Below are 22,922 nucleotides of genomic sequence, written 5' to 3'. Positions count from 1 at the left end.
GTCAAGAGACTGCCAAGCTTTACTTATAAAACGGAAGCTACTCCTCGAACGACCAATCCCGAAGCGCCTCCCGAACGATGTCGTCTTCCTCGGTCCGAAAGAGGTTCTGGCTGCCGTCGTGGTCGCCGAACTCCCAGTCGCGGATAACGACGGCAGGCGTCCCGCCACCACCCTCACCGGCGACCAGATTCGCGGTCGCGGCGAGTTCGTCGACGACGGCCTGGACGGTCACGCCCAGTTCACGGCCATCGCGGTCCGCCTCCCCGCGCCAGTCCCGGGAGGCGGGGATGCCGTGCCAGCCGACGGCAACGCCGCGCTGGCCGTAGCGGAACGGTCGGCCGGACGTGTCGGTCACGATGACGGGCACGCCGAGTTCCTCCGAGAGCCGTCGGGCCGATTCACTTGGGTCCTCGGGAAGCAGGAGCAGGTCGGCGCCGGGGACGTTCGAGCGGTCGATGCCGGCGTTGACGGTGATGTGGCCGAAGTGGGTGACCGCGAGCAGGAAGGGCGATTCGGTCAGCAACTCCTCGCTTTCGTCGAGGACGGCCTGTGCGAACCGGGGGTCCTTCTCGTCGCCGGTGATCGCCTCGATGCGGTCGGCGATGGCTTCGGCGCGGTCGCTCGCCTCGAAATCCGCGAGGTCGGCTTTCCGACCCTCGGCTTTCGAGACGACGGTGCTGGCGATACACAGCACGTCGCCTTCGGCGAACTCGACCGCGTCGGCGACGAGTGCGGCGAGGTCGTCGCCTTCCCGAATCTCCGGCAGTCCCTCGACGGCGAAGGCCTCCATGCCTCGGAGTCGGTGGGTATGCCTCAAAAGGCTCGCGGTCGGAGACGGCGAAAACCTTCCGCGCGCACCTACTCGCGCAACACCGTCACGTCGAGGTCACCGCCCGCCACCTCGGCGACCATCATCGTCGCCTCTTGGGCCGGCCACGCGCCCGTCGCACTCCCGGGGTTCAAAAGGCGATAGCCGTCGACGGTGGTATCGAGGAGTGCGTGGGTGTGGCCGGAGACGCCGACGGTCGGGCGGTCGGCGGCGGCGTAGTCGTCGACGATGGCGGCGACCCGCGATTCGTAGTTGGCGTCGGGGCCGGTGCCGTGGGTGACGACGAACCGGACGCCGCCGAGGGCGACGGTGGCGACCTCCGGGAGGTCGAACGCGCGGTCCATGTTCCCGCCGACGAGGGTGCAATCCACCGCAAGCGACCGGATCTCCTCCAGGGCGGGTCGGGCGTCGAAGTCGCCGGCGTGGATGACGTGGTCGGCGGCCCGAAGTTCCTCGCGGACCCACTCGGGGAGTTCGGCGGCGCGGGATTTGATGTGCGTATCGCTCACGATGGCGGCGCGCATGGGCGGGGATACGGTCGGGACCGACTTATAAGCGCCAGCCACACGAAGCGTCGGTATGGAGGAACACGCCGTCGTCACCTGCTTTCTCCGGCACGGAACGGAGGTGCTGCTGGTTCGTCGGAGCGAGGCGGTCGGCTCCTACCGCGGGAAGTGGGGTGGCATCTCGGGATACGCCGAGGGGACACCCGACGAGGCGGCCCGCTGGGAGATCGACGAGGAGGTCGGTCTGCTGGAGGCCGTCGAGGAAGTGCGGTCGGCCGACCCGATTCCGGTCGCGGACGACGAGCGGGGGACGCGGTGGCTGGTCCATCCCTACCTGTTCGACTGCAAATCTGCCGACGTGACGCCGAACGAGGAACTCGCCGACTACGAGTGGGTCCAGCCGCCCGAAATCCTCCGGCGGGAGACGGTCCCGAAGCTCTGGGAAGCGTACGCCGCCGTCGCACCGACCGTCGAGTCGGTCCGGTCGGATACCGAGCACGGGTCGGCCTACATCTCCTTGCGCGCGCTGGAGGTACTGCGAGACGGGGCGGCCGTCGCAGCCGAGCGGGGACAGGGGGACTACGGCACTCTCGCCGCGCTCGCCCGGAACCTCCGCGAAGCGAGGCCGAGCATGGGTGCGGTCGCCAACCGGATCAATCGGGTGATGGCGACCGGCGGGGCGACACCCGATTCGGTCCTCCAATCGGCGACCGAGGCCTGCGAGCGAGCGGTCGACGCCGACGCCGAGGCCGCCGAGATGGCCGGAAACGTCCTCGGCGAGCGTGTCCTCACGCTCTCGCGGTCGGGGACCGTCCTCGACGCGCTTCGGGAAGCCGCCCCTCAGGCGGTCTACGTCGCCGAATCCCGCCCGGCACGCGAGGGCGTCGGCGTCGCCGAGCAACTGGCCGAGGCGGGCATCGACGCGACGCTGTTCGTCGACGCCGCGGTCGCCGATGTCATGCAACGCGAGGACATCGAAACCGTGCTGTTCGGTGCGGATGCGGTGCTGGCCGACGGGACCGTCGTCAACAAGGTCGGGAGCCATCCGGCCGCCCTCGCTGCCGAGGCTGCTGACGCCGACTGCTATGCCGTCTGCTCGCGGGACAAGATCATCTCCGGAACCGACGTCGACTGCGAACCCGGGCCATCGGCGGCGGTCTACGACGGCGATGCCGACGTGGCCGTGCTCAATCCGACTTTCGAGGGAGTACCCCCGGGCCTCATCGACGGTGTCGTCACCGAAGACGGCGTGCTGTCAGCGGCGACCGTCGCCTCCATCGCCGAGGAACACGCCAACCTCGCCGCGTGGAACGACTGAGGGGGTCGGTCGCTCGGGCATCCGATAGGGCCCTCCCGCTTAAGTTCTCGGGCGTCTACCCTCCGGCAGTATGTCCGTCGGCGTCCTCTCGTACAACGTCCGGTACGCGGAAGTCGACACCGGCGAGGACGTCTGGGCGAAGCGCCGCGACGGCGTCGCGAGCGTGATCAGTTTTCACGACCCCGACGTGGTCTGTCTGCAGGAGGTCTGGCTCGACCAGTTGGACGACCTCCGGGAGCGCCTGCCGGGCTACGAGTGGGTCGCCCACGAGGTCCACAACGGCGAACACACGCCCATCGGCTACCGGCCCGAGCGCTTCGTCGTCGCCGACGAGGCGGTCCTGTCGCTATCGGAGACGCCCGACCAACCCGACGCCATCGGCTGGGACGCGTCGATTCCGCGGGTGACGACGACCGCCGTGTTGGAGGAACGGGACACGGGCGAGGCCGTCCGCGTCGTGAGCACGCACTTCGACCACGAATACCCGACCGCGCGCCGCGAGAGCGCGCGACTGCTTGCCGACCGCTTCGCCGAGGGCCCGCTTCCGACCCTGCTGGCGGGTGATTTCAACGCCACGCCCGACGACGAACCGTATCGCATCGTCTCCGAGGCCGGCCTGCGGGATGCCCGCGAGGTCGCCGCCGACCCGCACGGTCCCGAAACGACGTTCAACGACTTCGAGGGGGCCCAACCGGGCAAACGAATCGACCACGTCTTCGTCTCCGAAAGCGTCGAAATCGAACGGTTCGGTGTCCGGACGGACCTCGATAGCCGGGGGCTCTACCCGTCGGACCACTTCGCGCTGTTCGTCGAGTGCGCGTTCGCGTAGGCGCCGTGTCACGGTTCTGACCCCCCGACGTTTCTCACGTCCGCTGGGTTTTGGCACGCCTAAAAATCGATGTCCTTTTACTGGTTTAGGCGAGCCTAAATCATATGCAACGGACGACACCGACGCGACGTGAGGTGCTGGGCGCCGGCGCTGCCGGTGCCGTAGGACTGTTCGCGGGCTGTGTGAGTGGCGCTACGCCCGGCGAGGACGGCGAGAACAGTGGCAGCCGCACCGTCTCGATGGAGCCCGTCGGCGAGGTGACGCTGGATGGCGTCCCCGAGAACGTGGCCAACTACTTCCCGGGCTACGCCGACATGGCGGTCGCGCTCGGTCACGGCGACGCTATCAACTCCACGGGCGTCATCAACCGCTATCACACCGACCACTACGAGGAACTCGACGGCGTCGACATCAACAAGGAGAGCCTCACCGAACTGGTCACCGACAGCGGCATCGACAAGGAGGTCTTCTACGAGCTCAACAGCGACCTCCATCTCATCGATCCGAAGTGGCTCATCAACAACGGGTTCTTCGGCTTCGAGGAAAGCGACATCGAGGACCTCGAAAACGATGTCGCGCCTTTCTTCGGCAACACAGTCTTCCGGCGGACGGACGCGTGGCATGACTACCGCTACTACACGATGTACGAGACCTTCGAGAAGGTCGCGGCGGTCTTCGACGAACGCGACCGCTACGAGGCCTTCGCGGAGTTCCACGACGACTTCATCGCCGAGATTCAGGCGAACCTCCCGCCCGCCGATTCGCGACCGAACGGCCTGCTGTGTTTCGCCGCCGGCGACGAACCCGAGGCTTTCTCGCCGTACCGCCTGACCGACAAGGGGACGAACAAGAAGCAGTTCCGCGACCTCGGCATCACCGACGCGCTGGCCGGCACCGGCATCGAGGGTCTCTCGACGAACGACCGCGGCCAGATCGACTACGAGACGATGCTGGAGGTCGACCCCGACTCCATCCTCATCCGCGGCCACGAGACCAAGACCCGAGAGGAGTTCGAGGAGACCGTCCTCGCGTTCATGGAGGACCACGACGTCGCATCGGACCTGACTGCCGTTCAGGAAGGGCAGGTCTTCCGCGGCGGCCCGATCTACTCCGGGCCGGTCCATCACCTCTTCCTCACCGAGCGGTACGCGAAGCTCTACTTCCCGGAGTCCTATTCCGGGGGCCTCTTCCACCGCGAGGAACTGGCCGGAATCATCACCGAGTAATCCCAGATGGCAGCAGACACCGACGAGGTGACCCACCGCACTGGCGCCGGTCCACCCTCCCGCTTCGAGTGGGTAGACCGAAGTCTACTCGTGACGGTCTTCGGGGGACTCGTCGCCGCCGTCGCTGCCGCGCTCGTACAGGTCTCCTTCGGCACGTTCTCGATGACGCCCGTCGACGCGTGGCGAGCGATGTTCGACCCGGCGGTCTGGGGCAATCCCGGCGTGTTGTTGTCCTTCTTCCTCGGCGATGCCGCCACGCAAACGCTCGGCTTCTCGACGGAGGCCGACCTCGCCAGCGAGACACTCATCGTCTGGAGCGTCCGCCTCCCGCGGGTGTTCGTCGCCGCCTTCGTCGGCTTCAACCTCGCCATCTCGGGAGCGGTCTTCCAGGCCGTCACGCGCAACGAACTCGCCAGCCCGTTCATCCTCGGCGTCTCCTCCGGCGCCGGGTTGGCCATCCTGCTGACGCTGGTCGTCTTTACCGGTACGGCGGCCTTCCTTCCGGTGACTGCGGCCCTCGGCGGCACCGCCGCCTTCCTGCTCGTCTACCTCATCGCGTGGCAGGGCGGTACCTCGCCGGTTCGACTCGTGCTGGCTGGCGTCATCATCGGAACCGTCCTCAACTCGATGCAGACGGCGCTGTTCTTCTTCGCCGACGACGTCGGCACCGTCCAGGCCGCCATCGCGTGGACGACCGGGTCGCTGACCGGCGTCGACTGGGAGCAGGTCCGGATGATCCTGCCGTGGACCGCCCTCGTCGTCCTCCCAGGAGCCGCGCTGGGCGCTCGGCAACTGAACGTTCTCCTGTTGGGCGAAAAGACCGCCAGCGCCCTCGGGATGCGCGTCGAACGGACGCGCTTCTTGTTATCGGGACTCGGAATCGTCGCCGCCGCGGCGGCCGTCGCCGTCGCCGGCATCGTCAGTTTCGTCGGCCTCGTCGTCCCGCACATGGTGCGGACGCTCGTCGGCAGCGACCACAAGCGCCTGCTGGTCGGCTGTGCCTTCGTCGGCCCCGCGTTGCTGGTCGTCGCCGACACCGCCGCCCGTCTGACCTTCGAGGTGCTGTTCAACTCCCCGACGCAGTTGCCGGTCGGCATCGTCACCGGTCTCGTCGGCGGGCCGTACTTCCTGTATCTGATGCGGAAAGAGAAACAGCTGGGTGACCTATGAGCGACGCTGCAACCACCAACGACCGACTCGAGGGGGCCGTCGGCGGCGAACTCGTCGGCGATAGCCTCGAGATCGGCTACGACTCGACGGACGAACCCATCGTCGAATGCGACCACGTCGTCCTGCCGGCCGGCGAGGTGACCGCGCTGGTCGGCCCGAACGGCTCCGGCAAGTCGACCCTGCTGAAGGCGCTGGCCGGCCAACTCCAGCCGTGGGCCGGCGCCGTCACCGTCGACGACACCGACGTCTATGCCATGGACGATAAGGCCCGGGCCCGGCGAATCGGCCTGCTCTCCCAGGAGCGCGAATCGCCGGGGTCGACCACCGTCGAGGAACTGGTCACGCACGGCCGGTATCCCTACCGTGGGTTCCTCGAACCTGTCGACGGCGACGACGTGCGCGCCGTCGACCGGGCTATCGAACGAACGGGAATCGAGGAGCTTCGGGACCGCCAACTCGGCGAACTCTCCGGCGGCCAGTCGCAGCTGGCGTGGATCGCGATGGTGCTGGCACAGGACCCCGACGTACTCCTGTTGGACGAACCGACGACGTTCCTCGACCTGCGCCACCGGTTGCAGGTGCTCGAAACCGTCCAGTCGCTCAACCGCGAGAACGGGATGACAGTCGGCCTCGTCCTCCACGACATCGCGCAGGCGGCCCGCTATGCCGACAACCTCGTCGCCATTCGCGATGGGTCACCCTACGATTGGGGCCCTCCGACCGAGGTCGTCACCGAGGACCTGCTCGCTGACGTCTTCGGCGTCGATGCGACGGTCACATCGAACGGCAACCCTGGCCCGGAAGTGATGCCACACGGGCCGCTCGACTGACGACCATCGGGCGCAGAGTAGAAGCTTTATCCGACTCCGAGGGCCTATTCTCGGCTAATGGGACGTGACGGTTCGGCGAGTCACCGGGGGCGCTCGCGTGGTCCGGGGCGACGGCTCGTCGGCGGGGTGACCGACTGAGATGGCCGATTTCTTCACCGTCGTCGTCATCGCTTTCGTCGCGCAACTGGCGGTCCTCCCGGGTGAGAAGGTCCAGTTCATCATCGCGGGGCTGTCGACCCGGTATCACCCGCTCGGCGTCGTCGCGGCAGCCGGCGCGGCCTTCGCCGGCTGGACGGCTCTCGAGATCTGGTTCGGGTCGCTGCTCCAGCGGCTGCTTCCGACGGTCGTCCTCGACGGCATCACCGCCGGCATGTTCCTGCTGTTCGCGTATCTGCTGGCGCGGTCGGCGTCTCCGGGCCAGAGCATGTCGGCGGTTGCGGAAAGCGGCGTCGACGTCCTGGAGGACGTTCGGGTTCCGGTCGTCGGCTGGAAGGTCCCCGACACGTTCGGGGACTACGTCCCGATCTTCGTCCTGATGGCCGTCGGCGAGTTCGGCGACAAGACGCAACTGGTCACCATCGGCCTCGCCGCCCAGTACGGCGCCACGTCGGCCATCTGGGTCGGCGAGATGCTGGCTATCATCCCCGTCAGCCTGCTGAACGCCTACCTGTTCAGCCGGTTTGCCCACCTACTCGACGCCCAAACGGTTCACTACGGGGCCGCCGGCCTGTTCGCCTTCTTCGGGCTGGACACCCTGCTGTCGATGGCGACCGGCTTCTCGGTGTGGGAAACCGCCGTGAAAGCGATCGCCGATCTGCTGGTCACCTTGGTGTAGCCCGTCCGCGCCAGCAAACTGACTGGCGGTGATTCGAACGCACGTATCGTGTCCACGAGATTCATCATCGGTGGTGTTTATATGTATTTGACATGCGAAATCGATTATGTGTATAAGCGTTAAACGTTGTGAAAATGACTATGTCGGCCCTCGAACAGACGGTGGCGTTGACCGAGGGAAATCCCGCAGGAGACGGCCTGACGGCGGCTCGTCCACGAATAGAATAACGTAGTTATGTATGTTATACAAAACCGAGAAAGAGATCAGCCCCCGACGACGAACACCGGTCCCCATCTGACGGCGCCCCGACGAAGCTTTATCCCAGCGGGGGCATTGCTGTTTCCCATGACCTGGCACGACCTGACCCAGCCGTTTCACGCCGGAATGGCCCACTCGTCGTCGCTTCCGTCGCCCGAGGTGACGACCCTTCGGTGCGTCGACGAGGACGGCGTCAACGTCCAGCAGTACAGCGCGCCGACGCACGTGGGAACGCACGTCGACGCGCCGCGGCACTTCGTTCCCGATGGCGCGACCATCGACGAGTATCCGCTCGACAAGTTCGCCGGGTCGGGCGTCGTTCTGGACCTCGAACGGGCGTCGGCAGAGGAAATCCCGCTGAATGCTGTCGAGGACGCCGCCGCCGAAGCCGGTGGGGTCCGTGCCGGAGACATAGTCTTCATCCGAACGGGCTGGGGCCGGCGGTTCGACGAGGAGGAAGCCTACCGGCGCTATCCGTGGCTGGCAGCCGACGTCGCCGACTGGCTCCTCGAACGGGACGTAACGCTGCTGGGCGTGGATACGATAAGCCCCGACCGCCCGCGGGCGATGCGGCCGGACGACTGGGATGCGTACCCGCACCACCGGACGTTGCTGCCGGCCGACGTCCTCATCATGGAACACCTCGATCTGGAGGCGGTCGCCGGAGAACGACTCGAGATCGTCGCCTTTCCACTGAAACTGCGGGGCGGTGACGGCGCGCCGGTCCGGGTCGGCGCCCGCGAGCAGTCCGGCGAATCGACCGGCCATCGCTGACGGGGACGGTCGTCTTCCATTCGAACACCCACGGCGGGTTGTCGGGAGGAGCGAACGAGAACGATACATACTCACCCTGTTATTTCCACGTTACGTGGACGAATCCGTCCGCACTTTCGGCGTCGTCCCTCCTGCGCCCGTTCGGGCGCTAGACGTACGAGAGCGCCTCGAACGCCAGAACGGTCCTCTACAGGCGTCTCTCGAACCTCTCTCGCTCCGTTCTCGAGCGGAACGAGTCAACGATGGCCGACTGATATCTGAACAGCACGCCAGATGTTCCTCGTTCTAAGTTTACAATTAGCAAAAACACTATTCCGCTAGAGCCATATTTTCGTGCAATGCTCGCAAACACCCCATCGCGCCAGGTCAAGTCGGTCCGGACGTCGATCGAGTTGATCAACCGACTCCAGGCGCTCGGTGGCGCGACGCCGGCGCAGTTGACCGAGGAACTGGACCTCTCGAAGAGTTCGGTCCACAACCACCTGGCGACCCTCGAGATGGAAGGGTACGTGGTCAACGACGATGGCATCTATCGACTCGGCCTGCGGTTCCTGACCCACGGCGCGGCCGCAAAGAGCATGGCGGGCATCGAGGGTCCCATCGGGAGAACGCTCGACGCCGTCGCTGACGAACTCTCCCAGCCGACGTGGTGGGTTACCGAGGAAGCCGGTCGTGGCTACTTCATCGAATCCGCCGTCTCCGAGGACCGAAGCAACGTCTACGGGAGCGTCGGCAAACGCTCGTACCTACACACGCACGCGCTGGGAAAAGCAATCCTCGCGATGGCTTCCGACGAGTACGTTCAGCAGGTCGTCGACCACCACGGCCTACCCGAACAGACCCGACAGACTACGACCGACATCGAGACGCTGCGGGCGGAACTGGAGACGATTCGAGACCGGGGCTATGCGGTCAGCGAAGGCGAGGCCGTCCTCGGCGTCCTCTCGGTCGGCGCCGGGTTTCACGACGCAGGTGGCAGGCGACACGCCATCGGCGTCTTCGGACACGCGCGGAACTTCGCCGGCAATCGCGCGGCAAACATCGGCGAGCGATTGGCCGATATCGTCCGTGACCTCGAACGCGACCTGCAGGACGGGGGTGCCTGAGATGGCCGCCTTCCCGGAGTCGATCCGAACCCTCGGTGAACTGCTCGAACGCCGCACGGCGGAACGCGGCGACGAGACGTTCTTCCGATACCGCGGTGATGCCTACTCCTACACCGACCTCGACGGCCGGGCCAACGCCATCGCGAACGAACTCTACGATAACGGGGTCACGCCCGGCGACGTGGTCTGTCTCTACATGTACAACCGGCCGGAGTACCTCTATACGCTGTTCGCGCTGGCGAAACTCGGCGCCGTCGCCGCGCCTATCGACACCCGGTTCACCGACGAGACGCTCGCGCACGTTCTCTCGGAGACCAACGCCGAGATCGTCATCCTCGACGGCGATACCGAGGACGCCTACGAGGCCGTTCGCAACGAGACGGCGACGATCAGCACCGAACTCTTCGCCGGCGAGGGAACGCCCGAGGGCCCCTACCGCGATTTCGACCTGTTGCTCGACGGCGACGAATCGAGCGCCCCAGACGTCGAGGTTGCTGGGACGGACCCCTGTTCGGTCGTCTACGTGCAGCGATACCAGCGGACCTACCCGCAGGGCGTCGTCCTGCCCCACTACTCGTATATCAACACCGGACTGGTCTCCGGTCGGGACGTTCTCGGTCTCTCCGAGGACGATTGCGTCTTCACGACGCTGCCGTTCTACAGCAGTTATCCGATCCAGATGGGCGTCACCGGGGCGTTGAGCATCGGCGCGGAGTTCGCCTTCGACAAACAGTTCGATAGCGACCGGTTCTGGGAGTGGATGCGCCAGTACGACGCGACCGTCTTCCTCTATCTCGGGCGGATGCTCTCGGTGCTGTACAACCAGGAGGAACGGGCTGACGACGACGAGAACCCGGCGGTGTACGCGGTCGGCCACGGCTTCGGCTTCGGGAGCGACCAGACGATGATCGCGAACTTCGAGCGCCGCTTCGACGTGACGGTGCTGGAGGCCTACGGCATCACGCCGACGGCGACGCTGGCGACGTCGAACCTTCCCGGGGAACGCCGACTGGGGAGCGTGGGCAAGCCCCTTTCACACGCCGAGATCAAGATCGTCGACGAGAACGACTGGGAGGTCCCGACCGGGGAGACGGGAGAGATTCTCGTCCGGTCGAGGGCGTCCAACACCATGTTCGAAGAGTTCTACGAGGACGCCGAACTGACCGTCGAGGTCTGCCGTGACCGGTGGGTCCACACCAACGATGTCGGCTACGTCGACGAGGACGGCTACCTCTACTTCGTCGCGAGCAAGCAGAACACGATCCATCTCGGGCGGGTCGCCGGTCGCATCTCCTCGCTGGAAATCGAGAGCGTGATCGAATCCCACCCCGACGTTCGTGACTCGGTCGTCTTCGGCGTCGTCGACGGGACCGGCGAGGAGGCCATCAAGGCGGTCGTCGTCCCGGCGGAGGAAGCGACGCTCAGCCCCATCGAGATCAGCGAGCACTGCGAGAAACAGTTGACCTACCACAAACTCCCCCGGTATATCGAACTCCGATCGGAACTGCCGCGCTCGGCGTCCGGAAAGATCCGGAAGGACCGGCTCCGCGAGGTGGCCGCCCCCGACATCTGGGACCGCGAGAGCGGCTACGACCTGAATCGGTAGCTCGGCCTAGATCGGTTCCTCGCCGTCGATGATGCGCATCGCCCAGTCGGCCATCGCGGGCACCCGGTGGCGCATCTTCGGGTACATCGGGTTGTCGGCGTTGCCTTCCAGATGCCGACGGAAGAACATCTCACACAGCGCCGTGAGCTTGTACACCGAGAGGACGCGATAGAACCGGCCGTGTTCGAACTCGATGCCGGTGGCCGCCTCGTACCGCTCGACGAGTTCGCCTTTCGTCGGGTAGCCCTCGCGGTCGGTGAAGGTCGGTACGAGTTCCGGAATCGCTGGCTCGGCGTCGCCGGCGTCCCGCCAGTAGGTGAGCAACCAGGCGAGGTCGAACCGTGGGTCGCCGAGCGTGCTGAGTTCCCAATCGAAGATGCCGACGATTTCGGGCGGTTCCTCCGGGCCGAACATCACGTTGTCGAGTTTGTAATCGCCGTGGACGAGCGCATGGGGGTGGTCGTCGGGAACGTTGTCGTCGAGCCACGCGCCGATCTCCTCGATTTCGGGGACTTCGCGTTCGTCGGCGGTGACGTCGAACGCCCAGTCGAACTGCTTGTGCCAGCGGTCGACCTGTCGGTCGATGTAGCCCTCGGGCCGGCCGAACTCCTCCAGGCCGACCGCTTCGGGGTCCACGGCGTGAATCTCGGCCAGTCGGTCGACCAACTCCTCGCCGATACGCTGGCGGCTCTCGGGGTCGGCAAAGCGGTCGGGTTCGTCGTCCCGGAGGACGTCGCCCTTCGACCGCTCCATGATGTAGAAATCCGACCCGATGACGTCGTGGTCCTCACACGCGAGGACCGTCGTCGGGACGCGCACGTCCGTCTCCTGGAGGGCGTCCATGACGTGGTACTCCCGCAACACGTCGTGGGCGGTATCGGCCTTTGCACCCGGCGGCGGCCGCCGGAGTACGAGGTCCTCGTCGCCCCAGGTGAGAAACAGCGTCTCGTTGGAGTGGCCCGCCTGGTGGCGCTCGATGTCGTATTCCGTCGCCTCGCCCAGTTCCTCGGTGAGATACTCTGCTAACGCCTCCTCGTCGACGATTCGTTCGATGTAGTCGTTGTTGCTCATAACGCTTTAGGGTCTCCTGTGGCCGCAGACGCAGGTACGGGGCCGTTGGGCTGTCGTCTCCGCTTCGCGTCGACTCTACATCAACCTCGTTCTGAGCCCACTAAACTATGTGGGTGGATGTAAAATGGTGCTCTATGGAGTACAACGACTCCGAAGCAGGGCGAGAGCTTGGCGAACGCGCACGGAAATTCGTCGACGAGATCGTGTTACCGGTCGAACGGGAGCATACGGGCGAGGGGGCGGTTTCGGACGCGGCTATCGAAGAGCTCCGCGAGGAGGCCCGCGAACGCGACGTCTACTGTCCGCAGATCGACGAGGAACACGGCGGCCTCGGCTACGACTTCCGGGACGTCCTCCCGCTGTTCGAGCAGGCCGGCCGGAGCCTGCTGGCCGAACGGGCGATGCGTGTCGCCGCACCCGACGAGGGGAACATGCACACCATCGAACTCGTGGGCACCGAGGCACAGAAAGAGGAGTGGCTGGAGCCGCTCGTCGCGGGCGAGATCAACTCGGCCTTCTCGATGACCGAGCCGGCACCCGGCGCCGGGTCGGACCCGAAGATGATGCAGACGAAAGCCGAGAAGGACGGCGACGAGTGGGTCATCGATGGCCACAAGTGGTGGACCACGCAGGGTAGCGAGGCGGACGTCTTCATCGTGATGGCCCGCACCGACATGGACGCCCATCCGTACAACGGGACGAGCCTGTTTCTGGTGCCGGCTGACGCCGACGGCGTCGAGATGGTTCGGGACATCCCGCATCTCGGCCCGTCCATCGTCCATTCGAGCCACGCCGAGATCAAGTACAACGACGTCCGAATCCCCGAGGAGAACCTGCTGGGCGAGTTGAACGAGGGCTTTACGCACGCCCAGCAACGACTCGGCCCCGCTCGCTTGACCCATTGTATGCGCTACTCCGGGATGGCCCAGCGCGCCCTCGACGTCGCGAAGGCGTATCTCTCCGAGCGTGAGGCCTTCGGCGGGTCGCTCGCCGACAAGCAGGGTCCGCGATTCGACATCACCGACGAGGAGATCCGGCTGCACGCCGCCGGGACGATGGTCAGAGACGCCGCCGAGAAGATCGCCCGCGGCGAGGAGGCCCGTCACGAGGTCTCCGCGTCGAAGGTGTTCACGGCGAACGTGGCCCAGGACGCCATCGACACGGCATTGCAGCTGTGCGGCGGCAGTGGCATGTCGAAGGACCTCCCGATAGCTGACTTCTACGCCTCCGTGCGTTCCTTCCGCATCGTCGACGGCGCCGACGAGGTCCACAAGCGCACCCTCGCACGCGAGTTCTTCTCGGACGTCGACCCCGAGGAAGTCTCGGAGGTTCCGACGTTCGGCGAGTAAGCCGCTCGGACCACTATTCTACGCCGACCGGCTTCGAATCCGGCGTCGCGGCCAGCAGGCCGATGCCCAGCAGGCCGATGCCGATGTGAACGAGGAAGGTCGGCCCCCACGCGACGGTTTCGATGAGCCACCCGCCGAGGGTTGGCGCGACGAGCGTACCGACGAACGAGATGGTCGTGAAGACGGTGAGGCTGGTCGCGCTGGTGCCGGCCCCCGCGAGTTCTCGGGTGTAGACGTAGTAGACGCCCATTCCGAACTGCAGACAGAAGCCGACGCCGAGCATGACGGCCGCGAACAACGGCACCGAGACCGCACGCGAGATGATGAGGAACGCCGGCAGCGCGAAGCCGAGCGAGAGGAGGGCGACGGCACGCCGTCGATAGCCGAGTCGGTCGGAGAGCCACCCGCCGGCCGGGCGAGCGACGATGCCGACCGCCGGCAGCAGCGCCGCGATGGTCCCGGCTTGCCCGAGCGAGATCGGGAGTTGCTCGGAGGCGTAGGTCGGCATCCACGAGTTCAGGAAGATGTAGAGCACGTAGGAACAGAACCCGGCGAAGGAGACGAGGATCACGGATCTGTTCCGGAGCGCGAGACGGAACGCATCGAGCGAGATGGGGTCGCCGGTTCGAATCGCACCCGGCCGTGCGGCCCTGAAGAGCAGATACCCAAGCAGGGCGAGCGCGGGATAGGCGATGAAAGGCGCTTGCCAGCCGAACCGTTCGCCCAGCATGGGGCCGGCGATCTGGCTGACCGCGAAGCCGAGCGGCGCGCTCGCGAGGAACAGCGTCGTCATGAACCCCTGCCGCTCGCCCGCGAATACCTCCGCGACGATGTTGGCGCCGAGGACGAAGAGGCCGCCGGCCGCAACCCCGGCGAGGACGCGCGCCGCGAGGAAGGCGTAATAGGAATCGGTCAGCGTCCCCGCGAAGGCGACGGGCGCGAACACCACGGTGCCGGCCAGCATGAGTCGCCTGTTATCGTAGCGGTCCATCAGGAAGCCACCCGGCAGTTGGATGATTACGGAGCCGAAGATGGCCGCGCTGATGGCCAGTCCGGCCGTCGCCTTGCTGATGGTGAACTCGTCGACGAGCAACGGCACGATGCTCGCGGGCGCGAGCATGTAGGCGTTTGTGCCGAGGGAGACGAGCGAGCACGCGGCGAAGATGCCGCCGACCGATGCGTGGTCCTTCATGCTTCGTCGTCGCGATAGGGTCCGCTCGCGTTCCGGCTCGACCCCACGCGGTCCGTGTGTCGGGTCACTCCACACTCACCGGCGAGAGGTCCGCCGTCGCGTCGCCCTGCAGGACGGTTTCGCCGGTTTGCCGGGATGCGGTGAGTTCGACCGTCACCGCCGGGGCGTCGACGTCCGTCACCTCCCCGCGAATGGTCAGGGTATCCCCCGGCCAGACGCGGTCGATGAACCGGGTCCGGAACCGCCGAAGCGCCGCGACGCCGAACCAATCCGACAGGAAGCGACCCGCGTAGCCGGCGGTGAGCATGCCCTGTCCGAAGACGCCCTCGTTCCCGAGGGCCGTCGCGTATCCCTCGTCGTAGTGTATCGGGTTGAAATCGCCGCTCGCGCCCGCATACCTGACGAAATCCTGTGGCGTGACCTCCTCGACGATGATGGTCGGCCCCTCGTCGCCGACGGATACCTCGGCGGCGGAATCGAGGGGAAAACCCTCGACGATAGGTTGGCGAACGACCGCGCCGCGGGTCGAATTCCCGTCGAGCGATCCGCCTCCGCCGTCAGCCGAGACGGGGCCGTCCGTCTCGATGAGCGTCTCCCGTTCGGTGACGACCAGTTCATCCGTCTCGTCGACGTACTCCGTCTCCAGGACGGCAAATGTCAGGGTGTTGCCGTCGCGGCCCTCCCGTTCGTAGGCGTCCGAGAGCGTCGTCGTCGCCGACAGGGTGTCGCCGACGTAGACGGGCCGTTCGAACTCGTAGCGCTGTTCGCCGTGGAGTTCGTACCGAATGTCGAATCCGACGTCGAAGCCGAGTCGGCCGACGCCGTCAGGGCGATAGCGGGGGAACATCGAGGTCCGGGTGAAGGTCGGCGGTGCCGGCCGCCGGTCGAGGCCGCGGTCGGCGGCGACCTCCCGGTCCCGGAAGACGGGGTCGTCGTCGCCGACCGCGGACGCGAACTCGGCGACCTTGCCGGCCTCGACGTGCAACCCCTCGACCGATTCGACCGTTTCGCCGACCCGGTCCGACAGGCGGTCGATCGTGCGTTCGGACATCGCTTACGGCCTCACGATGATCTTCCCGAACCCTTCGCCTTCCGAGAGCCGTTCGTGGGCCTCCGGAATCTCCTCCAGAGAGATGACCGAGTCGATGACCGGCGTGATATCGCCCGCGAAGAAGGCATCGAGCATGTCCTCGAACTCGCCCATCGTCGCGCCCGTCGAACCGATGATCTCGAGTTGCTTCCAGAAGACGTGCTGGAGCATTCCCTGGTCTGAATCGCCGGTCGTCGCGCCGATGGTGACCAGCCGCCCGCCGCGGGCGAGGCTCCTGACGCCCTGCTTGTAGGTCTCGCCACCGACCGATTCGAAGACGACGTCGACGCCGCGGCGGTCCGTGAGCTCGGAGATAGCGTCGTCGATGTCGGTTTCGGTGTAGTCGATGACGTGGTCGGCGCCCAACTCGCGGAGTTTCTCGGCTTTTGCCTCGGAGGAACTGGCGGCATATACCGTCGCGCCCGCGTGGGCGGCGACCTGGACGGCGCCGTGGCCGACGCCGCCGCTCGCCCCGAGAACGAGGACGGTGTCGCTCGGGTCGATGTCAGCGCGGGTTATCAGTCCGCGCCAGGCGGTGCCGAAGTTCGACGGCACCGCGGCCGCTTTCTCGTAGGAGATGTCCTCCGGGAGTTCGACGACGTGTCGGGCCTCGACGGCGACGTACTCGGCGTGGCCGCCGTCGCGTTTCACGCCGAGGCCGCCGTAGTCGAGACACATCGTCGGCTCGCCGTGATTGCAGAACTCGCAGTCGCCACAGGAGGTCACGTTCCAGTAGACGACGACGCGGTCACCGACGACGGTATCCTCGACATCGTTGCCGACGGCGGCTATCTCCCCGGCGACGTCGATGCCGGTGATGATGGGTGGCTCGCCCTCGTGGCCGCGGCGAATCCAGACGTCCGTGTGGTTGACGGCACACGCGGCCACCTCGATGAGGACTTCGTCGTCGTCGGGCTCCGGGTCGGGGACTTCCTCGACCGTTATGACCTCCGGACCTCCGGTTTCAGGTATGACTGAGGCTAACATACGTAACTGCTCGATAATTCTCGGACAGGTACTTATATTTACGGCGTGACGCTCCCTGCGGGAAATCCGTCGGCGCGCAACCCGACAGTTTCCCGCACCACAACTTGTATAATCCCACTCGTTGTTGGCTAACGCATGCCAGATGTGTCCCGACTCGACGCCTACCAGTTCCACGAACAGGAGTGGGCGGATTACGATGAACTGCTCGATACCTTCGAGTGGCAGGTACCGGACTCGTTCAACATGGCGACGTACATCTGCGACAGATGGGCCGAGGCCGACGGGGAACGGGTCGCCCTCTACGCCGACGACCTCGACGGCGGGCGGGAGTCCTACACGTTCACCGAACTACAGGAGGCGGCCGGCGCCGTTGCGAACTACCTCCGGGACAGCGGTGTCGAACGTGGCGACCGGGTCGGTATCAACGCCCGACAGCGCCCCGAGACCGTCATCGCCCACGTCGCGTGCTGGAAACTCGGCGCGGTGTCGGTCCCGCTGAGTACCCTCTTCGGGACCGACGCGGTCGAATATCGGCTCAACGACGCCGGCGCGGTCGCCTGCTTCGTCGACGATACGAACGCCGACACGCTCCGGGAAGTCGAAGACGACGTGGACTCGCTGGAAACGGTCGTGACCATCGGCGAGGCCGACGCCGAGGGCGACGAGGCGTCGTTCGAGGAGGTCATGGCGGAGAACGACTCCGAGTTCGAAACCGTCGATACCGACGCCGAGGAGAACGCCATCATCATCTACACCTCCGGGACGACCGGTGACCCGAAGGGCGTCCTCCACGCCCACAGGGTGCTGCTCGGCAACCTCCCGCTTTTCGTCACCGGCTTCCTGAACATGGAACTCAACGACGACGACGTGCTGTGGACGCCCTCGGAGTGGGCGTGGGTCGCGACGCTGTTCGACGTCGTCTTCCCCGGCCTGTTCTACGGCCGACCCATCCTCGCGTACACGGCCGACGAGAACTTCGACCCCGAATCCGCGATGGAACTCATCGAGCGCTACGAGGTGACGAACTTCTTCGCGCCACCGACGGCGCTTCGAATGATGGAGCAACTCGACAACCCGGGCCGGTGGGACGTCTCCAGCATCCGGTGTATCCCCAGCGGCGGCGAGTCGCTCGGCGATACCATCGTCCAGTGGGCCCAGGACGTCTTCGAGGGCGCGGCCGTCCACGAGGCCTACGGCCAGACGGAGGCGAACATGGTCGCGGGCGACTGCACGGCGCTCATCGAGTCCCGCGAGGGCAAGATCGGGCCACCAGCGCCGGGCCACGACCTCACCGTCGTCGACCCCGAGACGGCCGAGGCGAACGTCGAACCCGGCGAGGTCGGCGAGATAGCCGTCCGCTACGAGGGCAACCCGGTCTGCTTCAAGGAGTACTGGCAGAAGCCGAAGAAGACCGAAGGGAAGGTCCGGAACGGCTGGCTGCTGACCGAGGACCTCGGGACGATGGACGAGGACGGCTACGTGGAGTTCCACAGTCGGAAGGACACGGTCATCATCTCGGCGGGCTACCGTATCGGGCCGGTCGAGATCGAAGAGGCGCTGGCGGCACACGACGCGGTCGCCGACGCCGGCGTCATCGGCGTCCCCGACGAGAGTCGCGGTGAGGTCCCGAAGGCCTTCGTCGTGCTCGCGGAGGGCCACGAGGCGAGCGAGGACCTCAAGTCGACGCTGCGACGGGACGTCAGGGACCGACTCGCGGAGTACGAGTACCCGCGCGAGATCGAGTTCCTCGACGAACTCCCGAAGACGAGTTCCGGGAAGATCCGCCGAACGTCGCTCGAAGGACGCCAATCCTAGAATTCGGGCGGCGTAGCCGATTTTTGAAGAATAATGCCGTTACGGCACCTCTGGAGCGGGCAGGACGGCTTCTTCGTGCGGTTTCTCTACCCATCCTGTAATTTCAGCTATGGAAATAGTTATCATTGACAGTTGTCTAACGTTGTGCTATGCGTCCATCGCTCAAACCAGATGGTGAGATTGTCAAGCGCGGAATCCCCCCTGTCGACCCACACGTCGACCGGCGAACGTTCCTGAAAGGGGCGGGTGCTGCGACCGTCGCGGCGTCGATGGCCGGTTGTAGTAACCCGACGGGCAACGGCAACGGAAACGGCGGCGGCAACGGCGGCGGGGAGATTCCCGACGAGGACCTCACGATGGCCTGTATCGGATTCACCTCCGGCCCGGCGGCCGTCTTCGGCACGCCGATGATGCAGTCCGCACGGATGGTCGTGGACAAGATCAACGAGGCGGGCGGCATCCTCGGCGAACGCGAGATCGCGATGGACGAATACGACGAGAACACCGAGGACGTCGTCCAGCTGTACCGTCGACTGGCCACCCAGGAGAACTACGACGTCATCATCGGCTTCATTTCGAGTGCAAACGCGCTCTCTGTCGGCCCTGTCGCCGAGGAACTCAACCAGCCGACGATCATCTGGGACACCGGGACGACCGAACTGTTCGACTCGGGCATCCCCGACGCCGACAACACGTTCCGGACCTGTGCGAGCAGTTCGACGGACGCCGTCGGCGCGGCGCTTTTGATGAAGAACGCGCTGCCCGAAGTCGAGACGGTCGCGGGGGTCAACCAGGACTACGCCTACGGGCGGAACAACTGGGACCTCTTCGAGCAGTCCATCGAATCGTTCGACATCGACGTCGAAGTCGTCGAGACGCGCTTTACGCCGTTCCCGAACGACGACTTCAGTTCGACGATCAGCGCCCTCAACGACAGCGAACCGGACTTCATCTTCTCCAGTCTCTGGGGCGGAGACCTGGTGAACTTCATCACGCAGGCCAACGACCAGGGGCTGTTCGACGACTCGCTGCCCTGCTTCAGCGGCGGGACACACGTCTTCCACGACGCGCCCGAGGAGGTCCCGGACGGCCTCATCTTCGGCCCCCGAGGGCCGCACTTCCCCCACGGCACGCTGGGATGGAACGACCACCACGAGGAGTTCGTCAGTGACTTCGAGGACCGGTACGGCGACACGCCGTACGCCCACGGCGCCTTCCACGCCTGGCAGGCGATTTACGCCTACGTCTACGCCGTCGAGCGGGCCTACAACATCAGCGGCGAGTACCCCGACCGCGACGCGTGGGCGGCCTCGATGGACGGCCTCGGCTTCGACAGTCCGAGCGGGTTCGTCAACATCCCGAAGGGCAACCAGAACGCTATCGAACCCTCCTTCTGGGGCTACTCGGATACGGGCGGCGAGAATCTCTCGCTGCGCGACACCGTCTGGATCGCCGCAGAAGAAGTGAACCCGCCGGTCGACAAGACGACGAGCGAGTGGCTGGACAGCGTCTAAGCACACGATGGTCACAGACCTCCTCACACAGCAAGCCCCGATAATACTGAACGCGCTGTTCCTAGCGTCAGTACTGTTCCTGCTCGGAACAGGTCTGTCGATTATCTACGGGATGCTGAACTTCCTGAACCTCGCCCACGCCGCGTTCCTCGTGTTGGGCGCGTACGTCGCGTCGACGGTCGTCACACAGACCGTGGGACTGCTCGGCGGGTCGGTCAGCGGAACGGTGCTGTTCCTCGCGTTCATGGTCGGCCTGCTCATCATCGTCCCGGCTGTCGTTTCGATCGTCGGCCTCGGGATGGAACAGGTGATGTTCAAGCCGATCTACGGCCTCGAGGACGACTACCAGTTGCTCGCCACGTTCGGCGTCATCCTGATGATGGAAGACAGTATGAAGTTCATCTGGGGCGGGCTCCCGGTGAGCGCAACGGCACCGTCGAACGCTCTCGGCGGAATGAACCTCTTCGGGAACACGTATCCGTGGTGGCCGGTGTTCGCCACCGCCATCACCATCGTGATCGCCATCGTGCTCTATTACTTCTTCGAGGAGACGCGACTGGGCAAGATCACGCTGGCGATGGCTGAAGACGACGAGATCGTCGGCGTTACCGGTATCGACACCCGGTCCGTCCACCTCAAGGTGTACGTCATCGGCGTCGCACTCGCTGCGCTCGGTGGGGCCCTCTATCTTCCGAACGCGTCCGTGACGGGCGGGCTCGCGCTTCAGTTCGTCATTCTGGCCTTCGCCGTGCTCGTCATCGGTGGCCTCGGGAGCCTCAAGGGAGCGATCGCCGCCTCGCTACTCATCGGCTTCATGCGGTCGTTCAGCAGCTACTACGTCCCGCAGCTGGAGCTGGCGATCGTGTTCCTGCTGATGGCCGCAGTAATGCTAATCAAACCAACCGGCATGTTCGGAGACATCGAAGTATGAGTCAGGATACTGATACGACATTCACGAATTCCCTCCGCCAAGGAGTCACGACGCCGACCGGACTCGCGACCGCCGTCCTCGTCGTGGTGGCCGTAGCACTGCCGTATCTCCCGACGACTGGTCAGTTCGAGGTGTTCCTCGCGGCACAGATACTCGCGTTCGCTATCGCTGCGGTCGCGTTCAACGTGCTGCTCGGCTACACCGGCCTGCTGTCGTTCGGCCACGCCGCCTTCTTCGGCGGCGCCGCCTACGCGGTCGGGTTGGTGCTCAAGTTCACCGCGATTCGGGAGATGCTCGTGCTGATCCCCATCGGTATCGTTGCGGCCGCGATTCTCGCGGTCATCATCGGCTACATCTCGGTCCGACACACCGAGGTGTACTACGCGCTGTTGATGCTCGCGCTCAGTTTCCTGCTGTACGTGGCGATGTTGAAACTCTACACGTACACGGGCGGGACCGACGGCGTCCCGATTCCCTCGCCGACCGTCGGCGGCGTCGACTACATCGCGGCGTGGGGCTACGCCGGCTACCTACAGGGTATCCTCTATTACGTCATCCTGGGGTCGTTCCTCGTGTCCATCCTGCTGATGTGGGTGTTCATGAACTCCCCGTTCGGACTGACGCTGAAGACGATTCGGGACAGCCCCGACCGCGCGCAGGCCATCGGCATTCCCGTGGTCCGATACCGGTGGTACGCGACCATCGTGTCGGGCGTCTTCACGGGCGTCGGCGGCGTGATGTACGCGTTCCTCAACGGCCACGTCACGCCCGATACCGTCCTTCACTGGTCGCGGTCCGGCGAACTCGCGTTCATGGCCGTCCTCGGAGGCGTCGGCTCGTTCTTCGGGCCCATCGCCGGGGCCGGTGCGTTCATCCTCCTCCGTTCGGAGGCCCAGCAACTCACCGAGTACTGGCACTTCGTGATGGGGCTCGTACTCTTCCTCATCATCGTCTTCGAACCCGAGGGCGTTGCCGGTATCGCCAAACGCATCTACGGAAGAGGCGCTGAAATCGTCAACGACCAGCGAGGTGACCGATAATGTCCGTCCTCGAAACCAGGGACCTGACCAAGAAGTTCGGTAGCCTCACCGCCGTCGACGGAATGAACTTCGAGATCGACCGCGGGGAGATCGTCGGTATCATCGGCCCGAACGGGGCCGGCAAAACGACGTTCGTCAACCTCCTCACGGGGGTTCTCGAAGCGACCGAGGGAGACGTCATCTTCGATGGCGAAACCCTCGGCGACGCGCCCGTCTACGCCAGAGCGAACAAAGGACTCGTTCGCTCGTTCCAGATTCCACAGGTCTGTAACGACCTGACGCTCCTGGAGAACGTCCGCTCGGCGGTGCTGTCCAGGGAGCGACGGAACAACTCCATGTTCTCGGTGCTACACTGGGAAGACGAGAGCCGCGACGAGGCCATCCAACTGCTGGAACGATTCGGCCTCGAGGACCGGCAGAACGTCGAGGCGGAGACGATCCCCCACGGCGACAAGAAGATCCTCGACGTCTGTATGAGCGTCGCGATGCGGCCGAAACTCCTCGTCCTCGACGAACCGACCAGCGGTGTCGCGACCGACAACAAACACGATATCATGAACCGGCTGCAGCGGTACTTCGAGACGACGGATTCCGCCGTGCTGTTCATCGAACACGACATGGAACTCATCGAGCAGTACGCCGAGCG

The 22,922-nt window shown here is 65.4% G+C and carries 21 protein-coding genes; 15 read left to right on the top strand and 6 right to left on the bottom strand.

Annotated elements, in window-relative coordinates; translation table 11 throughout:
• Positions 1–37: 37 nt before the first annotated feature.
• Positions 38–790 carry a coenzyme F420-0:L-glutamate ligase gene (locus tag V5A53_RS03985; protein WP_332312282.1) on the bottom strand — a complete coding sequence of 251 codons (753 nt, stop codon included), beginning with the start codon at positions 788–790 and terminating at the stop codon, positions 38–40.
• A gap of 68 nt (positions 791–858) precedes the next feature.
• Positions 859–1,353: a metallophosphoesterase family protein gene (locus V5A53_RS03980; protein WP_332312281.1), complete on the bottom strand. Its 495-nt coding sequence runs from the start codon at positions 1,351–1,353 to the stop codon at positions 859–861.
• Positions 1,354–1,408: 55 nt separating this feature from the next.
• Here V5A53_RS03980 and V5A53_RS03975 point away from each other — a divergent pair, with 55 nt between their 5' ends.
• From V5A53_RS03975 to V5A53_RS03935, 9 genes are all read left to right on the top strand, one after another.
• On the top strand, positions 1,409–2,653 hold the full coding sequence (locus tag V5A53_RS03975; protein WP_332312280.1) for an NUDIX domain-containing protein: 1,245 nt from the start codon (positions 1,409–1,411) through the stop codon (positions 2,651–2,653).
• A gap of 70 nt (positions 2,654–2,723) precedes the next feature.
• A complete protein-coding gene (locus tag V5A53_RS03970) occupies positions 2,724–3,482 on the top strand; it encodes an endonuclease/exonuclease/phosphatase family protein (RefSeq protein ID WP_332312279.1) in 759 nt (252 codons plus the stop codon).
• 104 nt (positions 3,483–3,586) lie between these two features.
• Positions 3,587–4,708 (top strand): ABC transporter substrate-binding protein, encoded by a 1,122-nt coding sequence (locus V5A53_RS03965; protein ID WP_332312278.1) that lies wholly within the window; start codon positions 3,587–3,589, stop codon positions 4,706–4,708.
• Positions 4,709–4,714: 6 nt separating this feature from the next.
• Positions 4,715–5,878 (top strand): FecCD family ABC transporter permease, encoded by a 1,164-nt coding sequence (locus tag V5A53_RS03960; RefSeq protein ID WP_332312277.1) that lies wholly within the window; start codon positions 4,715–4,717, stop codon positions 5,876–5,878.
• On the top strand, positions 5,875–6,708 hold the full coding sequence (locus tag V5A53_RS03955) for an ABC transporter ATP-binding protein (RefSeq protein ID WP_332312276.1): 834 nt from the start codon (positions 5,875–5,877) through the stop codon (positions 6,706–6,708). The genes V5A53_RS03960 and V5A53_RS03955 overlap by 4 nt, the downstream gene beginning before the upstream one ends.
• A gap of 139 nt (positions 6,709–6,847) precedes the next feature.
• The gene (locus tag V5A53_RS03950; protein WP_332312275.1) at positions 6,848–7,543 is read left to right on the top strand and encodes a TMEM165/GDT1 family protein; all 696 of its coding nucleotides are present in this window, start codon (positions 6,848–6,850) and stop codon (positions 7,541–7,543) included.
• 345 nt (positions 7,544–7,888) lie between these two features.
• Entirely contained in the window at positions 7,889–8,575 is a 687-nt protein-coding gene (locus V5A53_RS03945; protein ID WP_332312274.1) for a cyclase family protein, read from the top strand.
• 338 nt (positions 8,576–8,913) lie between these two features.
• Positions 8,914–9,681: an IclR family transcriptional regulator gene (locus tag V5A53_RS03940; RefSeq protein WP_332312273.1), complete on the top strand. Its 768-nt coding sequence runs from the start codon at positions 8,914–8,916 to the stop codon at positions 9,679–9,681.
• Between the two features lies 1 nt (position 9,682).
• Complete coding sequence (locus V5A53_RS03935; protein WP_332312272.1) at positions 9,683–11,287, top strand: class I adenylate-forming enzyme family protein; 1,605 nt, start codon at positions 9,683–9,685, stop codon at positions 11,285–11,287.
• A 6-nt stretch (positions 11,288–11,293) separates the two neighbouring features.
• On the opposite strand, the gene V5A53_RS03930 is transcribed toward V5A53_RS03935, so the two are convergent.
• Positions 11,294–12,358 (bottom strand): phosphotransferase family protein, encoded by a 1,065-nt coding sequence (locus V5A53_RS03930; RefSeq protein ID WP_332312271.1) that lies wholly within the window; start codon positions 12,356–12,358, stop codon positions 11,294–11,296.
• Positions 12,359–12,492: 134 nt separating this feature from the next.
• Here V5A53_RS03930 and V5A53_RS03925 point away from each other — a divergent pair, with 134 nt between their 5' ends.
• Positions 12,493–13,707 (top strand): acyl-CoA dehydrogenase family protein, encoded by a 1,215-nt coding sequence (locus V5A53_RS03925; protein WP_332312270.1) that lies wholly within the window; start codon positions 12,493–12,495, stop codon positions 13,705–13,707.
• 13 nt (positions 13,708–13,720) lie between these two features.
• Here the strand turns inward: V5A53_RS03925 and V5A53_RS03920 are convergent, their stop codons facing one another.
• The 3 genes from V5A53_RS03920 to V5A53_RS03910 form a co-directional block, all read right to left on the bottom strand.
• Positions 13,721–14,899 (bottom strand): MFS transporter, encoded by a 1,179-nt coding sequence (locus V5A53_RS03920; RefSeq protein WP_332312269.1) that lies wholly within the window; start codon positions 14,897–14,899, stop codon positions 13,721–13,723.
• A 64-nt stretch (positions 14,900–14,963) separates the two neighbouring features.
• Positions 14,964–15,950, bottom strand: coding sequence for an FAS1-like dehydratase domain-containing protein (locus V5A53_RS03915; protein WP_332312268.1), 987 nt, complete (start codon positions 15,948–15,950; stop codon positions 14,964–14,966).
• 3 nt (positions 15,951–15,953) lie between these two features.
• Positions 15,954–16,976, bottom strand: coding sequence for a zinc-binding dehydrogenase (locus V5A53_RS03910; RefSeq protein ID WP_332312267.1), 1,023 nt, complete (start codon positions 16,974–16,976; stop codon positions 15,954–15,956).
• 135 nt (positions 16,977–17,111) lie between these two features.
• On the opposite strand from V5A53_RS03910, the gene V5A53_RS03905 reads away from it, so the two are divergent.
• The 5 genes from V5A53_RS03905 to V5A53_RS03885 form a co-directional block, all read left to right on the top strand.
• Positions 17,112–18,791, top strand: coding sequence for an acyl-CoA synthetase (locus V5A53_RS03905; protein WP_332312266.1), 1,680 nt, complete (start codon positions 17,112–17,114; stop codon positions 18,789–18,791).
• A 149-nt stretch (positions 18,792–18,940) separates the two neighbouring features.
• Positions 18,941–20,305 carry an ABC transporter substrate-binding protein gene (locus V5A53_RS03900; RefSeq protein ID WP_332312265.1) on the top strand — a complete coding sequence of 455 codons (1,365 nt, stop codon included), beginning with the start codon at positions 18,941–18,943 and terminating at the stop codon, positions 20,303–20,305.
• A 7-nt stretch (positions 20,306–20,312) separates the two neighbouring features.
• Entirely contained in the window at positions 20,313–21,236 is a 924-nt protein-coding gene (locus tag V5A53_RS03895; protein WP_332312264.1) for a branched-chain amino acid ABC transporter permease, read from the top strand.
• A complete protein-coding gene (locus V5A53_RS03890; RefSeq protein WP_332312263.1) occupies positions 21,233–22,276 on the top strand; it encodes a branched-chain amino acid ABC transporter permease in 1,044 nt (347 codons plus the stop codon). Before V5A53_RS03895 ends, V5A53_RS03890 begins: the two co-directional genes overlap by 4 nt.
• Positions 22,276–22,922 (top strand): ABC transporter ATP-binding protein (locus V5A53_RS03885; protein ID WP_332312262.1); only part of this gene is annotated, 647 nt, incomplete at its 3' end. The genes V5A53_RS03890 and V5A53_RS03885, both read left to right, overlap by 1 nt.

The organism is Natronomonas sp. (assembly GCF_036625485.1).
GTDB lineage: Archaea > Halobacteriota > Halobacteria > Halobacteriales > Haloarculaceae > Natronomonas.
This window is presented reverse-complemented; position numbering and strand designations above follow the sequence as displayed.